The organism is Lentzea nigeriaca (genome assembly GCF_016907955.1).
Taxonomy (GTDB): Bacteria; Actinomycetota; Actinomycetes; order Mycobacteriales; family Pseudonocardiaceae; genus Lentzea; species Lentzea nigeriaca.
In genome coordinates, this window is record NZ_JAFBCX010000005.1 from 23,117 (window position 1) to 36,463 (window position 13,347).

Here is a 13,347-nt window from a genome sequence, read left to right on the forward strand (position 1 = left end):
ACCATCAGGTGCATGGGGGATCGCTCGTTCGGGTACAGCGCTCAGGTACGGCCGTTCTTGTGGGTTTTCCTCGTGCTCACACCAGTGGAAATCCTGCTCGTGGACTTCCTGGTGCCGTGGTTCTGGCTGCGGGCCGTGCTGCTGGTGTTCGGGTTGCTGAGCGGGCTGCTGCTCGCGTGGCTGCTCTGGATGCTCCACAAGTTCCAGCACGAGATCGACGACGAGTACCTGTGGCTGCGGTACGCGCGCGAGTTCGAGTACCGGATCCCGTTGGCGGCCATCGAGAAAGTCGCGCAGGGCATGACCAGCCGGTCGCTGAACAAGACGCGGTCCGTTGTGGACGGAACGCTCGTGCTGGAGATCTCCAACTCCACCAACGTTTCCGTGTGGCTGAACGAACCGCAGGAGGTCGATCTCGGGCGGCGCGGCGTGCACGAGGTGACGAAGGTCGAGTTCTGGACCGACAGCCCCGGCGAGATGGTGCGCGCGCTGCGGAAATAGGCTCCGCCACATGGTGGAGATCCCCTACGGCAAGCGCATGCGGCCGCGGTACTGGCGGTTCCTAATCATCACGGCGGTCGGGATCGCGTTGGTCGCGTTTGCCCTGGACATCCCGTGGCTGCTCATCACGCTGATCGTGCTCGGCGTGCTGAACACCATCGTGTGTGTGGGCGCTCTGTACGTGCTGCACCGCCAGCCGCACACCATCACCGACGACGAGCTGCGGCTGCGTCAGCTGGGGTTCTTCGACTGGCGCATCCCGACCGCCGACCTCGGCGCCGCGCAGGTCGCCGAGCGCAGCCACAAGGGGCAGCGCAGCGTTGAAGTGATCGGCGACGCGCTCGTCATCCAGTCGCTGACCAGGACGAACGTGTCGGTGCCGTTCCGCGAGCCGCAGCTCGTGGACCTCGGCAAGACCGGCGCGCAGCGGGTCAAGCGCGTCGAGTTCTGGGCGGACGACCCGGAGCAGGCCGTCCGCGAGATCAACGCCCGGACTACTTAGGCTCCCACTTCTCCAGGTTCCACCACGGGCCCCAGGCGAGCACGCCGTAGGAGTTCGGGTCGACCACGGCCTGATAGCCGTTCCACGAGTCGCGCATCACGTACGCGTGCTCGGGAAAGACCAGCACGGCCATCGACGGCGCGGCGACGAACGCCTGCTGGAAGAGCTTGTACGCCACCGCCCGCTGCGCCGGGTCGATGAGCTTGCGGCCGTTCTCCAGCGCCGTGTCGGCGGCCGCGCTGCCCTGACCGCGCAGGTCGTAGAGCATGAGGTCAGGGTCGAACGGCGAGCCCTCGCCGTAGAGCAGCGCGTCCTGGCCCATGCGCGGCCGGATCGCCTCCCACGACAGCCCGGCGAGCTGCACGTCCACGCCGACGGCCTTGGCGTCCGCCGCGAACGCCGTGGCGAGGTCGGCGCGCAGGTCGTCGCCGAGCGGGTACATCAGTGTGAAGCGCGCCGGCACGCCTTCCCTGACGCGGATGCCGTCCGCACCGGCGACCCAGCCCGCCGCGTCGAGCTGACGGGCTGCCTCGGTCTTGTCGAAGCGGAACTTCGCGGTCGGGTCGAAGTCCTCGGCCAGCGCGTCGGGCACCGGCGTGTACGCGATGGTGCCCTTGCCGTCGAGCAGGCTGTCGATCATGCCCTGACGGTTCGTGGCGTAGTTGAGCGCGAGGCGGATGGCGGCGTTGCCGGTGACGGGGTTCGCCGCGGGCAGCCGCACGGCGCGGTAGTCGGCGCTGCGGTGGTACTGGACGAGCAGGCCGGACTTGCCGGTGAACTGCGTCGCCATCTTGGGCGGCAGCACCGTGCCGTCGAACTCGCCGTCCTGCATGCGGCGCGCGCGCTGGTTGTCGTCCGTCACGAAGACGACGGTCAGCTTCTTGATCTTGGGCGCGCCGTTGAAGTACGTCTCGTTGGCGTCCAGCTGCAGCCGGTCGCCCTTCTTCCACTCGGCGACCTTGTACGGCCCGGTCCCGATCGGCTTGCCGTTCGGGTTCGCCTGCTCGCTGGGCAGGATGCCGAGCGTGAGCAGGTGCGGGAAGGCGGCGTGCTGCTGGTTGAGGGTGAACCTGACCGTCGACGGGTCGAGCTGCTCGACGCTCTTGAGCGTGGTGAACCTGTCCTTGACGGGGTTCTGCAGCGCCGCGGTGTAGGTCGCGACGACGTCCTCCGCGCCGAACGTGCTGCCGTCGGTGAACTTCACGTCACCGCGCAGCTTCACCGTCCAGCTCAACCCGTCCGCGGCCGGTTCCGGCAGGTCGGCGGCGAGCTGAGGCCCGAGCGACCCGTCCTGGCGGTGCTCGACGAGCCCGTCGTAGATCTTCGACACGCCCTGCGCGCCGTAGCCGAGCAGCGGGTTCAGCGTGGCCGGCTCGTCGCGGTCGGCGAGCACGATCGACGTGCCGTTCGTGCCACCGTCGGGGCGGGGCGGCGCGGTCTCGGTGCAGCCCGCGGCGGCCAGCAACACGACGAGGAGCAGTGGGAAACGCACAGTGCCGGACCCTACAGTGATCCTCATGCGCATCGCTGTGAGCCAGATCAGCTCGACGACCGACCCCCGGTCCAACCTGGAGCTCGTCCGCGACGCGGTGCGCCGGGCGGAGGGCGCGCGGGTCGTCCTGCTGCCGGAGGCGACCATGTGCCGCTTCGGAGTGCCGCTCGGTCCCGTCGCCGAGCCGCTGGACGGACCGTGGGCCTCCGCGGTGCACGAGATCGCCGCGTTGCACGACGTCGTGGTGGTGGCGGGCATGTTCACGCCGTCCGGCGACCGCGTGACGAACACGATGCTGGTGACCGGGCGCGACATCCACGTCGGCTACGACAAGATCCACCTGTTCGACGCGTTCGGGTTCCAGGAGTCGCGCACCGTCGCCCCCGGTTCGTCGCCGCTCGTCTTCGAACTGGACGGCGTCACGCTGGGCGTGGCGACCTGCTACGACATCCGTTTCCCCGAACTGTTCCGCGCGCTGGCGGACCAGGGCGCGGCCGCGGTGCTGGTCGGGGCGTCGTGGGGCGCGGGACCGGGCAAGAAGGAGCAGTGGGAGCTGCTGGTGCGGGCGCGCGCGCTGGACTGCACGTCGTGGGTCGTGGCGTGCGGGCAGGCCTATCCGGGCGACCTGGGCTCGTCCGCGCCGACCGGGATCGGGTACTCGACGGTCGCGGACCCGTTCGGGAACGTGACCCTGCAGCTGGACGACAAGCCCGCCGTCTCGGTCGTCGAGATCGACACCGAGGGGACGGTGGACCAGGCCCGCACCGTCCTCCCCGTGCTCGCGAACCGACGGCTACGTTGATCTCATGCGCATCGTTTCGGCCGTAGTGGCCGCTTTGCTGTTGTTCTCCGGCGTCGCCTCCGCGACGCCTTCGCGCGGGGTGACCGCGCGCGAGATCGCCAAGTGGTCCGTCGGCGACAAGGACTACGTCATCCGCGAGATCACCGTCGCCGCCGGTGGCACCACCGGCTGGCACCGCCACGACGGCACGCTCTACGCCGTGGTGAAGCAGGGCGTGCTGACCAGGACCATGTCCGACTGCACGACGAACTTCGTGCACCACCGCGGTGACACGGTGATCGAGGAGCCCGCGCACGTGCACATCGGACGCAATCTCGGCGCCGAGCCGATGGTGTTGCAGGTGCTGTACGTGAACCCGGCCGGCACGCCGCTGTCGCGCGACGAGCCGAATCCCGGTTGTTCGTTCGAGTGAGCTTGACCTCCAGTTAGGTCGAGCTCACAAGATCGGGGGCATGACTCTTCCTGAACTGCCCTCGTTCGTCCGCAGCCGCACCGATCTCGACGGCTACACGCTCTACCGCTCCAGCAGCCCACGCCGCGACCGCGCCGTGGGCTGCGTCGTGCTCGTCACCGTCGACACCGACAGCGAGGCCACCGCGAAGGCGTGGGTCGACTCGGTGTTCGTGGCGCTCGCCAGCGAGCCGAACCCGCACCCCGGCGGGCTTTCCGCCGCGTTCCACATCCGCGACGACGGCAAGCGCGTCGTCAACGTCGCGGAGTGGGTCAGCGCCCAGGACCACGTCGACGCGGTGTCGGACGGCAACGGGGTCGGCTCACGCACCGCGGACTGGCGCCGGGTGCAGAACTTTCCCGGCGTCCGGCACGTGAGTGTGGACCGCTACCAGCCCGCTGCTCGACCGCACGCGGGGCCCTCCCGTACTCCAGGAGAGTACGAAAGCTCCCCGCGTACTGTTTCAGCGAAGATCCAGGCCGAGGTCGAGTGATGGGCTGGAGTGCGTGAGACCACCCACCGCGAGGTAGTCCACGCCCGTCTCGGCGTACTGGCGGGCCACCTCCAAGGTCAGCCCGCCGGACGCCTCCAGCTTCACGTTCTCCGGCCTCCTGGCAACGGCCTCGGCGCACTGCTCCGGCGTGAAGTTGTCCAGCAGCACCAGTTCCGCGCCCTCGGCGATCGCCTCGTCGAGCTGCTCCAGGCTGTCGACCTCGACCTCCATCGGCAGCTCCGGCGCGTGCGCACGGGCCGCGCGGATCGCCGCCCCCACCGAACCGGCCGCCGCGACGTGGTTGTCCTTGATCAGGATCGCGTCGCCGAGACCCATGCGGTGGTTCACGCCGCCGCCGCACCGGACCGCGTACTTCTGCAGCAAGCGCAAGCCCGGCAACGTCTTGCGGGAGTCGCGGACAAAAGCGCCGGTGCCCTCGATGGCGTCCACCCAGAGCGCGGTCTGGGTGGCGATGCCGGACAGGTGGCAGATCAGGTTCAACGCCGTGCGTTCGACGGTGAGCAGGCCGCGGGTCGGGCCGGTCAGCACCAGCGCGGGCTCGCCGGGCACGGCCTTGTCGCCGTCGGCTGCCTCGGACAGCACCTCGACCTCGGGCAGATAGCGCTGGAACGCCGCGCGCGCAACGGAAACGCCGCACAGCACACCGGGCGAACGAGGAGTGATCTCGGCTGTCGCGACAGCCTTCTCCGGCACCGTCGCCAGCGTGGTGGCGTCCAGGCCGTAGCGGAGATCCTCTTCGAGCGCGAGCTGGATGACCCGGTTCGCGTCGTCCCAATCGATTTTGGCCAAGTCGACGGTCATGCGACACCCTCCGCGAGAACGGGATCGGCCAGCACGGGCTGACCGGTCGGGGTGAGCCGGACGAGCTGACTGCGTTGCCACGCTTCGGAACGCTCGGTGTAGTCCGTGCGGACGTGGCAGCCGCGCGACTCCGTGCGCTCGGCAGCGGCGGCGATCAGGGCGCGGGCCGCCATGGTCAGCGCCGCGTCCTCGACGAGCTCGCGCGACTCCAGTTGCTTGTCCACAGTGGACACGTCCAGCACCGAGCCCACGACGGCGAGACCCTCGGCGTCGCGGCCGATCGCGGCGTAGCGGGACATCACGCGCTGCAGCATGTCGCGGTCGGCAACAGGAGCAGTGGGCAGCACGGGGTCCACCGCGCGAGCGGGGGCGATCAGGCCGACGGCCAGGTCGGCGGCCACGGCCTCGGCGGCGCGGGTGCCGCAGACCAGGCCCTCGAGCAAGCTGTTGGACGCCAGGCGGTTCGCACCGTGCAGACCCGTGCGGGCGACCTCGCCGACGGCGTACAGGCCGGTGACGCCGGTGCGGCCGTCGACGGTGGAAACCACGCCACCGCAGGCGAAGTGGGCGGCCGGGGCCACCGGAATCGGGTCCACGGCCGGGTCGACGCCCACGGAAACACACGCGGCGTAAACGGTCGGGAAGCGGGAAGCCATGTCGTGCAACGACGTCGCGTCCAGGAAGACGTGGTCGTCGACACCACCGGGCTCCAGCGCCATGTGCCGGGTGATCGCGGCCGCCACGACGTCGCGGGGGGCCAGGTCCTCCAGCGGGTGCACGCCCTTCATCACACGGGCGCCGGTCGCGTCGACCAGCACGGCACCCTCGCCGCGCACCGCCTCCGTGACGAGCGGGCAACGGCCACGTGCGCCGCGACCCGTGTACAGCACGGTCGGGTGGAACTGGATGAACTCGACGTCCGCGGCCAGCGCACCGGCGCGCAACGCCAGCGCCAGGCCGTCGCCGGTCGCGACGGACGGGTTCGAGGTCGCCTGGTACATCTGGCCGAGGCCACCGGTCGCGAGCAGCACGGCCGGCGCGGTCAGCACGCCGGGCACGCCGTTGCCGTCGAGCACCAGCAGACCGGCGACGGCACCGAGCGGCGTCTTCACCGTGTCGACGGCGACGTGGTTCTCCAGCAGGGGAACCCGTCCGTCCACTGTGGCTCTCAACAGCGCCCGTTCGACCTCGGCACCGGTCGCGTCACCACCGGCGTGCACGACGCGGAACGCGCTGTGCCCACCTTCGCGGGTGCGCTCCAGCAGACCGTCCGGCCGGGCGTCGAACACCGCGCCGCGCTCCCGCAGCCTGGCCACCGCGGCCGGGCCGTCCGAGATGATCGCCGCGACCGCCGCGTCGTCGCAGAGGCCCGCGCCCGCCGTCAGCGTGTCCTCGATGTGCCGCGCGACCGAGTCGCCGGGGTCGTGCTGGTCCTCCATGACCACCGCGACACCGCCCTGAGCCCAGCGGGTGTTGCCGTCGTCGCCCGCCGCCTTCGTGACGACGAGGACGCGCAGCCCCAGCTCACGGGCTCGCAGCGCGGCGGTCAGGCCCGCCACGCCCGTGCCGGCCACGATCAGGTCGGCCCGCGCCTCCCAGCGCGCGGCCATCACTCACCGCCGCCGGGCTGGCCGATCTCGATCATGCGCTGCACGGCACCCTGCGCCCTGCGAGCGGTCTCCAGGTCCACGTGCACCTCGTCCAGGCCGTCACGCACGCACCGCAACAACGCGGCCGGGGTGATCATCTTCATGTAGGTGCAGGACGCGCGGTCGTTGACGGCGCGGAAGTCGATCTCCGGGGCGGCCTTGCGCAGCTGGTGCAGCATGCCGACCTCGGTCGCGACGAGCACCTTGCGGGCGTTCGTCGAACGCGCGGCGGTGATCATGTCGCCGGTCGAGAGGATCTTGACCTTCTCCGACGGCACGATGCCCTCGCCCGACAGGTACAGCGCCGACGTCGCGCAGCCGCACTCCGGGTGGATGAACAGGTCGGCGTCGGGGTTCGCGGCGGCGCGCTCGGCCAGCTCAGGGCCGTTGATGCCGGCGTGGACGTGGCACTCGCCCGCCCAGATGTGCAGGTTCTCGCGGCCCGTCTCGCGCTTGACGTGCGCACCCAGGAACTGGTCCGGGCAGAACAGCACCTCGCGGTCGGCCGGGATCGAGCGCACCACGTCGACGGCGTTCGACGACGTGCAGCAGATGTCCGTCTCCGCCTTCACCTCGGCCGTGGTGTTCACATAGGACACGACGACCGCGCCGGGCTGCTGCGCCTTCCACTCGCGCAGCTGCGCGCCGGTGATCGAGTCGGCGAGCGAGCAGCCCGCGCGCTCGTCCGGGATCAGCACGGTCTTCTCCGGCGACAGGATCTTCGCCGTCTCGGCCATGAAGTGCACACCGCAGAAGATGATGGTCTGCGCGTCGGACTGGGCGGCGATCCTGCTGAGAGCGAGGGAGTCGCCGGTGTGGTGGGCGATGTCCTGGATCTCGGGCAGCTGGTAGTTGTGCGCCAGGATGACGGCGTCACGTTCCTTCGCGAGCCGCAACACCTCGTCCCGCCACGCCGCGTCCGGCTCGACCCCGCCGTACACACCCGACGCGGTTCGCTCCACGGTTGCGGTAGCGACCATCACTGCCTCCTCGGTCCAGGTTTTCGCCTACTGGTCGAAAACGTCGCCGATAGTATCAGCCGAGTGGCGGGCGTGGGACATGAAGTTCTGGCAGCTGTGCTGCGGGTGAGAGGTGCGTCACTCCAGGTCATGCTGTGGGAGCGCGCACGGGAACCGCACGCTCACCGCTGGTCGCTGCCGGGTGGCGGCCTGCGGGTGGACGAGGACGTGGAGACCTCCATCCGCCGTCAGCTCGCCGAAAAAGTCGATGTGCGACAACTGTCACACGTCGAGCAGCTGGCCGTCTTCAGCGCCCCGGACCGGGTCCCGCCGCCTCGTGTGGTCGCCACCGCGTTCCTCGGACTGGTCCCTTCCGACGTCGATCCGGAGGTCCCCGAGGACACCCGGTGGCACTGCGTGGACACGCTCCCGTCGATGGCCTTCGACCACGCCTCGATTGTGGACCGAGCACGGCACCGGCTCGCCTCCAAGCTGTCGTACACCAACCTCGGCTTCGCGTTGGCGCCACCGGAGTTCACGATCTCGCTGCTGCGCGACCACTACTCCGCGGCACTGGGCTACCGGGTGTCCGCGACGAACCTCCAGCGGGTCCTGTCCCGCCGGTTGCTGCTGGAACCGACCGGCGGCACCGCTCCCCCCGGCCCGTCCGGCGGCCGGCCCGCCGCCCTGTTCCGGTTCAGCGCCAAGGGAATCAAGGTGACCGATCCGTTCGCCGTGTTGAGGCCGCCGGGATCCGGCCGTCCGGCGGGCGGGGGTGGCACCCCGTAACGTGGACGCGTGGCCGAGACGCTCCCGCTCTTCCCCCTGGGCACAGTGCTGCTCCCAGGGGCGTCTTTGCCGCTGCACATCTTCGAGCCGCGCTACCGCCAGCTCGTCGTGGACCTGATGACCGGCTCGCTGTTCGGCCGCACGTTCGGCGTCGTGTGCATCAAGCAGGGCTGGGAGGTCGGCGCCGACAACGTCCACTCGCTGCAGGACATCGGCTGCTCGGCCGACCTGCTCGACGCCAGGCCGCTGCCGGAGGGCCGGTTCGACATCGTCACGCGCGGGGTCCGCCGCTTCCGTCTGGTGGACGTCGACTCCACGACCGCCCCGTACCTGCTCGCCCACGTCGACTACCTCGACGACTCCCCCGTGCCGGAGGCGGCGCTGGAGGTCGTGCCGATCCTCGAACGCGGGGCGCGTGCGGCCCACGAGCGGTACTGCGGGGCTGCCTGGCACCGGGAGGACTGGTCCTCGCCCGCGGAGGACGTCGACCTGGGCGCGCTGTCGTACCTGCTGGCCGCGGACTGCCTGCTGCCGGTGGAGGACCGGCAGCGGCTGCTCGAGGAACGCTCGCCGGCGCGGCGGCTGCGGCTCGTCCGGAAGATGCTGCACCGCGAGACCGGGATTCTCAGCGCTCTGAAGGCCGTGCCGGTGCCGCTCACCGAGTACGGGCACGTGCCGAACCCGAACTGAGGAACTTCCCGAGCTCAGGGACGAGCTGCGGGCCGAGAGTCGTGGCGCACGGTCGGCAGCCGGGCAGTCAGGTCGTTCTCGTCGTTCTGGAACTGGCCGACGACTGGTCGAGTGCGTTGGCCGAGGCGTGGCCGAAGTTCGGTCTCACGGTCGCCAGGAGGCCCACCGAGGTCCGCACTTCGGCTGGATATGTGACCAGCGTTGCTGGATCGTTGAATTGTGGGCTTGTGGGATTGTTGAACAATCCATACTCTGAGGGACACATCACACCCCAAGCACTCCTCCACCACGCTGCGAGGTGTCCCATGAGCACGACCACGACCGAGGACACAGGCCGTTTCGCCTGGTTCCGCAGTCTCGGCCAGAAAGGCAGGCGCGCTTTCGTCGGCGCGTTCGGCGGCTACGGGCTGGACTCGTACGACTACTGGGTCCTGCCACTGAGCCTGGTCGCGATCACCGGCTACTTCCACCTCACCAAGGCGCAGGCGGGCCTCGTCGGCACGTCCACCCTGCTGATGAGCGCCATCGGCGGCGCGGTCGCGGGTGTGATGGCCGACCGGTTCGGCCGGTCCAGAACCCTGATCATCACGGTCGCGGCCTACGCGTTCTTCACCGTGCTGTGCGGCTTCGCGACGAGCTACGAGTCGCTGCTGGTCTTCCGCGCCCTGCAGGGACTCGGGTTCGGCGGCGAGTGGGCGGCGGGGGCGATCCTCGTGGCCGAGTACTGCAAGCCGAAGTACCGCGGCCGCACGGTCGCGTTCATCCAGAGCGCGTGGGCGGTCGGCTGGGGTCTCGCCGTCATCGTCAACACGCTGGTCGCCTCGCTGGCGGAACCGGCGTGGTCGTGGCGGATCATGTTCTGGACCGGTGCGCTGCCCGCGATCCTCATCTTCTACGTGCGCCGCAACGTCGACGACGCGCCCGAGGCGAAGGCCCACACCAACCAGAAGGGCACCTTCCCGAAGATCTTCCAGGGCGGCATCCTCAAGACCACGCTGTTCGCGGCCCTGCTCGCGACCGGCGTCCAGGGCGGTTACTACACGCTCGCGACGTGGCTGCCCGCGTTCCTGCAGACCGGCCGAGGCCTCACGATCATCGGCACCGGCGGCTACCTCGCGTTCCTCATCACCGGCGCCTGGATCGGGTACGTCAGCGGCGGCTACCTCACGGATTACCTGGGACGCAAGAAGACCTTCACGCTGTTCGCGATCGCGAGCGCGCTGCTGATCGTGGCTTACACGCAGATTCCCAACGGTGCCAACACGTTGGTGATGTTCCTCGGCTTCCCGCTCGGGTTCTGCATGAGCGCGATCTTCAGCGGGTTCGGCAGCTACCTGTCCGAGCTCTACCCCACCGCGCTGCGGGGCACCGGGCAGGGCTTCACCTACAACTTCGGCCGCGCGTTCGGCGCGCTGTTCCCCGGCGCGGTCGGGTTCATGGCCGACAAGCTGGGCATCGGCGGTGCGATGCTGTTCGGAGCGGCGGCCTACGGGATCGCGGTCATCGCACTGCTCTGGCTGCCCGAGACGGTCAACAAGGAGCTGGAATGACGACAGCGGGCAAGGCACCTGGCCAGGCTCAGGCCAACCTGATCGCCATCCCCAAGGACTGGGCGTACGACTTCCTGCTCTTCACCCACCGCAACCCCAAGCCCTGTCCGGTGCTCGACGTGCTGGACGCCGGTGAGACCGTCAGCGCGCTCAAGCCGGACGCGGACGTGCGCACCCACGCGCCGCGCTACCGGATCTGGGACCACGGTGAGCTGGTCGCCGAACCCGAGAACGCCACGGAGTTCTGGCGCGACGATCTGGTGACGTTCCTGATCGGCTGCAGCTTCACGTTCGAGACCGCGCTCGAGAGCGCGGGAGTGCCGCTGCGGCACGTGGATCAGGGCAAGAACGTCTCCATGTTCGTCACGGACGTCCAGTGCCGCCCCGCGGGACGGCTGCACGGCCCGATGGTCGTGTCGATGCGCTGGATCCCGGAGTCCCTTGTGGACATCGCCCACAAGGTGACGGCGCTGATGCCGTCGGTGCACGGGGCTCCGGTCGGCGCGGGAGATCCGCGGATGCTCGGCATCTCCGACATCCACCGGCCCGACTTCGGCGACTCCGTCGAGCCGGAATCCGGTGACGTGCCGGTGTTCTGGGCGTGCGGCGTGACTCCGCAGGCGGTGCTGATGAAGTCCAGGCCGCCGTTCGCGATCACGCACGCGCCGGGTCAGATGTTCGTGACCGACATGCCGGACTTCGCCTACCGCGTCGGCTGACGAGGAAGGGAACCTTCCTCCACACTCCACGTGAGGTGGAGAAAGGTTCCCTTCCTCGAGCTAGCCGAGGCGGCGGCCCAGGTCGTCCAGGCCGTTCCACGCGGCGCAGCAGCCGTAGGCGAGGGCAGCGGCCAAAGGCCACGCGAGAACTCCCCACCATGTCTCCAAAGCAGGCGCGACGAGCAGGGTGTCGTTCGGCTTGATCGTCGCCGGCATCGGGTACGCGCCCGCGGCCAGGTTGCCGCCCAGGTACTGCGCGAACCACGCCGCGGCGAACGACCCCGCCGTCATGCCGAGCATCACGATCGGGCCGCGCCGTTGCCGCAGCAGCCACACCGCGATGCCGGTGATCGCGCCCGCGCCGAGACCGATCAGCACGAACACCATCAGCGCGTCGAGCCGGTGGTAGCTCTCCACTCCGATCGGGTAGAGCTTGCCGTCCTGCGCCGACACGATCTTGAGCTGGCCGGGGGCGAGCCACGACCACACGTACCCGGCAGGCAGCCCGAACGCGAACGTCGTCAGCAGCACCACCAGGCCCGGCAACAGATCCCGCTTCACCACGACCTTCGGCCGCGGCCGGATGTAGTGGTAGACGTACGGCGGCTCCGGCACGGGTTCGACGCGCACCGGCGCTGCTTCCTCGTCCATTCGCGAGAGGTTACTACCGACCAGAAGTGATCTCGCCGTGACGGCTGCAGCGGGCGGCCCAGCCGTCTGGGGTCACCTGGACGACCATGCGGCGCGCGCACTCCGAGCAGTAGCGCGGCGGGTCGATCATGGACAGGCGCTGACGGCAGAACGCGTGGTCACCGTCAGCGTCGTCCTTGCCGCAGAAGGAGCAGTACGTCATCACAGGGTCTGGCTCAGCGCCTTGATCGGCATGGACAGTTCTTCCAGCATCTCGAGGTCCTGCTGGGCGGGACGGCCGAGGTTCGTCAGGTAGTTGCCGACGATGATCGCGTTGATGCCGCCGAGCATGCCCTGCTTCGCGCCCAGGTCGCCGAACGTCAGCTCACGACCGCCGGCGAACCGCAGGATCGTGCGAGGCAGGGCCAGCCGGAACGCGCCGACCGTCCGCAGCGCCTCGGCACCCTCGACGACCGGGTAGTTCTCGTACGGCGTGCCGGGGTTCGGGATGAGGAAGTTGAGCGGCACCTCGTCCGGCTCCAGCTCGGCCAGCTGCACGGCGAACTCGGCGCGCTGCGCCAGCGACTCGCCCATGCCGATGATGCCGCCGCAGCAGACCTCCATGCCCGCGTCGCGGATCATCTTCAACGTGTCCCAGCGCTCCTCCCAGGAGTGCGTGGTGACGACGTTCGGGAAGTGCGAGCGGGCCGTCTCGAGGTTGTGGTTGTAGCGGTGGACGCCCATCGCGACGAGCTCGTCGACCTGCTCCTGCGTGAGCATGCCGAGCGAGCAGGCGATCTGGATGTCGTTGCCGTCCTCGCGGATGGCCTTGATGCCGTCACGGACCTGCGAGAGCAGCCGCTTGTCCGGCCCGCGCACGGCCGCGACGATGCAGAACTCGGTCGCGCCGGTCTCCCGCGTCTGCCTGGCCGCGCGGACGAGGCCGGGGACGTCCAGCCACGCGCTGCGCACCGGCGACGGGAACTGGCCGGACTGCGAGCAGAAGTGGCAGTCCTCGGGACAGCCACCGGTCTTCAGCGAGACGATGCCCTCGACCTCGACCTCGGGACCGCACCAGCGCTCACGCACCTCGTGGGCGAGCGCGAGGAGCTCCGGGATCCGGTCGTCAGGCAGCTCGAGCACCTTCAGGACCTGGGCTTCGGAGAGCCCGACGCCTCGTTCGAGTACCTGCTCACGAGCCTCGTCGAGCACGTCGATCTGTTCCGGAGCTGCGGTCACGGTCTCTCCTCCTCCTGTGGCCTGGCGTGCAGTCTGCCTGACTGAATCGTTCATCGTGG

The 13,347-nt window shown here is 69.6% G+C and carries 16 protein-coding genes; 9 read left to right on the forward strand and 7 right to left on the reverse strand.

The window, feature by feature from the left end; genetic code table 11:
• Positions 1-12: 12 nt before the first annotated feature.
• Both JOD27_RS45030 and JOD27_RS18150 read left to right on the forward strand, forming a co-directional pair.
• On the forward strand, positions 13-501 hold the full coding sequence (locus JOD27_RS45030) for a hypothetical protein (protein ID WP_239567637.1): 489 nt from the start codon (positions 13-15) through the stop codon (positions 499-501).
• Between the two features lie 10 nt (positions 502-511).
• Positions 512-1,003: a hypothetical protein gene (locus JOD27_RS18150; protein WP_204763421.1), complete on the forward strand. Its 492-nt coding sequence runs from the start codon at positions 512-514 to the stop codon at positions 1,001-1,003.
• Here JOD27_RS18150 and JOD27_RS18155 read toward each other — a convergent pair.
• On the reverse strand, positions 996-2,495 hold the full coding sequence (locus JOD27_RS18155; RefSeq protein WP_307830193.1) for an ABC transporter substrate-binding protein: 1,500 nt from the start codon (positions 2,493-2,495) through the stop codon (positions 996-998). The genes JOD27_RS18150 and JOD27_RS18155 overlap by 8 nt on opposite strands.
• A gap of 25 nt (positions 2,496-2,520) precedes the next feature.
• Here JOD27_RS18155 and JOD27_RS18160 point away from each other — a divergent pair, with 25 nt between their 5' ends.
• Genes JOD27_RS18160 through JOD27_RS18170 form a run of 3 tightly spaced genes read left to right on the forward strand, consistent with a single transcriptional unit; the run spans position 2,521 to position 4,241 of the window.
• Positions 2,521-3,297, forward strand: coding sequence for a carbon-nitrogen hydrolase family protein (locus tag JOD27_RS18160; RefSeq protein ID WP_204763423.1), 777 nt, complete (start codon positions 2,521-2,523; stop codon positions 3,295-3,297).
• Positions 3,298-3,301: 4 nt separating this feature from the next.
• Positions 3,302-3,709: a cupin domain-containing protein gene (locus JOD27_RS18165; protein WP_204763424.1), complete on the forward strand. Its 408-nt coding sequence runs from the start codon at positions 3,302-3,304 to the stop codon at positions 3,707-3,709.
• A 40-nt stretch (positions 3,710-3,749) separates the two neighbouring features.
• Complete coding sequence (locus JOD27_RS18170; protein ID WP_204763425.1) at positions 3,750-4,241, forward strand: antibiotic biosynthesis monooxygenase; 492 nt, start codon at positions 3,750-3,752, stop codon at positions 4,239-4,241.
• Here the strand turns inward: JOD27_RS18170 and nadC are convergent.
• The 3 genes from nadC to nadA are packed head-to-tail and all read right to left on the reverse strand — an operon-like array spanning position 4,212 to position 7,692.
• The gene (gene nadC / locus JOD27_RS18175) at positions 4,212-5,063 is read right to left on the reverse strand and encodes a carboxylating nicotinate-nucleotide diphosphorylase (protein WP_204763426.1); all 852 of its coding nucleotides are present in this window, start codon (positions 5,061-5,063) and stop codon (positions 4,212-4,214) included. The two genes, JOD27_RS18170 and nadC, sit on opposite strands and share 30 nt — an antisense overlap.
• Positions 5,060-6,673, reverse strand: coding sequence for an L-aspartate oxidase (locus JOD27_RS18180; RefSeq protein WP_204763427.1), 1,614 nt, complete (start codon positions 6,671-6,673; stop codon positions 5,060-5,062). The genes nadC and JOD27_RS18180 overlap by 4 nt, the downstream gene beginning before the upstream one ends.
• A complete protein-coding gene (nadA, locus tag JOD27_RS18185; RefSeq protein WP_204763428.1) occupies positions 6,673-7,692 on the reverse strand; it encodes a quinolinate synthase NadA in 1,020 nt (339 codons plus the stop codon). The genes JOD27_RS18180 and nadA overlap by 1 nt, the downstream gene beginning before the upstream one ends.
• A gap of 99 nt (positions 7,693-7,791) precedes the next feature.
• Here nadA and JOD27_RS18190 point away from each other — a divergent pair, with 99 nt between their 5' ends.
• The 4 genes from JOD27_RS18190 to JOD27_RS18205 all read left to right on the forward strand — a co-directional run bounded on the left by JOD27_RS18190 (position 7,792) and on the right by JOD27_RS18205 (position 11,419).
• Positions 7,792-8,460, forward strand: coding sequence for an NUDIX hydrolase (locus JOD27_RS18190; RefSeq protein WP_204763979.1), 669 nt, complete (start codon positions 7,792-7,794; stop codon positions 8,458-8,460).
• Positions 8,461-8,469: 9 nt separating this feature from the next.
• Complete coding sequence (locus JOD27_RS18195) at positions 8,470-9,150, forward strand: LON peptidase substrate-binding domain-containing protein (protein ID WP_204763429.1); 681 nt, start codon at positions 8,470-8,472, stop codon at positions 9,148-9,150.
• Between the two features lie 305 nt (positions 9,151-9,455).
• Positions 9,456-10,700: an MFS transporter gene (locus tag JOD27_RS18200; RefSeq protein WP_204763430.1), complete on the forward strand. Its 1,245-nt coding sequence runs from the start codon at positions 9,456-9,458 to the stop codon at positions 10,698-10,700.
• The gene (locus JOD27_RS18205) at positions 10,697-11,419 is read left to right on the forward strand and encodes a putative hydro-lyase (protein ID WP_204763431.1); all 723 of its coding nucleotides are present in this window, start codon (positions 10,697-10,699) and stop codon (positions 11,417-11,419) included. Before JOD27_RS18200 ends, JOD27_RS18205 begins: the two co-directional genes overlap by 4 nt.
• Before the next feature lie 60 nt (positions 11,420-11,479).
• On the opposite strand, the gene JOD27_RS18210 is transcribed toward JOD27_RS18205, so the two are convergent.
• The 3 genes from JOD27_RS18210 to bioB are packed head-to-tail and all read right to left on the reverse strand — an operon-like array spanning position 11,480 to position 13,288.
• The gene (locus JOD27_RS18210) at positions 11,480-12,070 is read right to left on the reverse strand and encodes a DUF2567 domain-containing protein (RefSeq protein WP_204763432.1); all 591 of its coding nucleotides are present in this window, start codon (positions 12,068-12,070) and stop codon (positions 11,480-11,482) included.
• A gap of 13 nt (positions 12,071-12,083) precedes the next feature.
• Positions 12,084-12,272, reverse strand: coding sequence for a biotin synthase auxiliary protein BsaP (bsaP, locus tag JOD27_RS18215; protein ID WP_204763433.1), 189 nt, complete (start codon positions 12,270-12,272; stop codon positions 12,084-12,086).
• Positions 12,272-13,288, reverse strand: a complete 1,017-nt coding sequence (bioB, locus tag JOD27_RS18220; RefSeq protein ID WP_204763434.1) for a biotin synthase BioB — start codon at positions 13,286-13,288, stop codon at positions 12,272-12,274. The genes bsaP and bioB overlap by 1 nt, the downstream gene beginning before the upstream one ends.
• Between the last annotated feature and the right edge of the window lie 59 nt (positions 13,289-13,347).

What these genes read in the sequence shown, in the direction of transcription:
- JOD27_RS18200 (WP_204763430.1), top strand. Translation starts at nt 9,456, where the DNA reads ATGAGCACGACCACGACCGAGGACACAGGCCGTTTCGCCTGGTTCCGC.
- bsaP (WP_204763433.1), bottom strand. Translation starts at nt 12,272, where the DNA reads ATGACGTACTGCTCCTTCTGCGGCAAGGACGACGCTGACGGTGACCAC.
- JOD27_RS18170 (WP_204763425.1), top strand. Translation starts at nt 3,750, where the DNA reads ATGACTCTTCCTGAACTGCCCTCGTTCGTCCGCAGCCGCACCGATCTC.
- JOD27_RS45030 (WP_239567637.1), top strand. Translation starts at nt 13, where the DNA reads ATGGGGGATCGCTCGTTCGGGTACAGCGCTCAGGTACGGCCGTTCTTG.
- JOD27_RS18210 (WP_204763432.1), bottom strand. Translation starts at nt 12,070, where the DNA reads ATGGACGAGGAAGCAGCGCCGGTGCGCGTCGAACCCGTGCCGGAGCCG.
- JOD27_RS18165 (WP_204763424.1), top strand. Translation starts at nt 3,302, where the DNA reads ATGCGCATCGTTTCGGCCGTAGTGGCCGCTTTGCTGTTGTTCTCCGGC.
- JOD27_RS18150 (WP_204763421.1), top strand. Translation starts at nt 512, where the DNA reads ATGGTGGAGATCCCCTACGGCAAGCGCATGCGGCCGCGGTACTGGCGG.
- JOD27_RS18160 (WP_204763423.1), top strand. Translation starts at nt 2,521, where the DNA reads ATGCGCATCGCTGTGAGCCAGATCAGCTCGACGACCGACCCCCGGTCC.
- nadA (WP_204763428.1), bottom strand. Translation starts at nt 7,692, where the DNA reads ATGGTCGCTACCGCAACCGTGGAGCGAACCGCGTCGGGTGTGTACGGC.
- JOD27_RS18205 (WP_204763431.1), top strand. Translation starts at nt 10,697, where the DNA reads ATGACGACAGCGGGCAAGGCACCTGGCCAGGCTCAGGCCAACCTGATC.
- nadC (WP_204763426.1), bottom strand. Translation starts at nt 5,063, where the DNA reads ATGACCGTCGACTTGGCCAAAATCGATTGGGACGACGCGAACCGGGTC.
- JOD27_RS18180 (WP_204763427.1), bottom strand. Translation starts at nt 6,673, where the DNA reads ATGGCCGCGCGCTGGGAGGCGCGGGCCGACCTGATCGTGGCCGGCACG.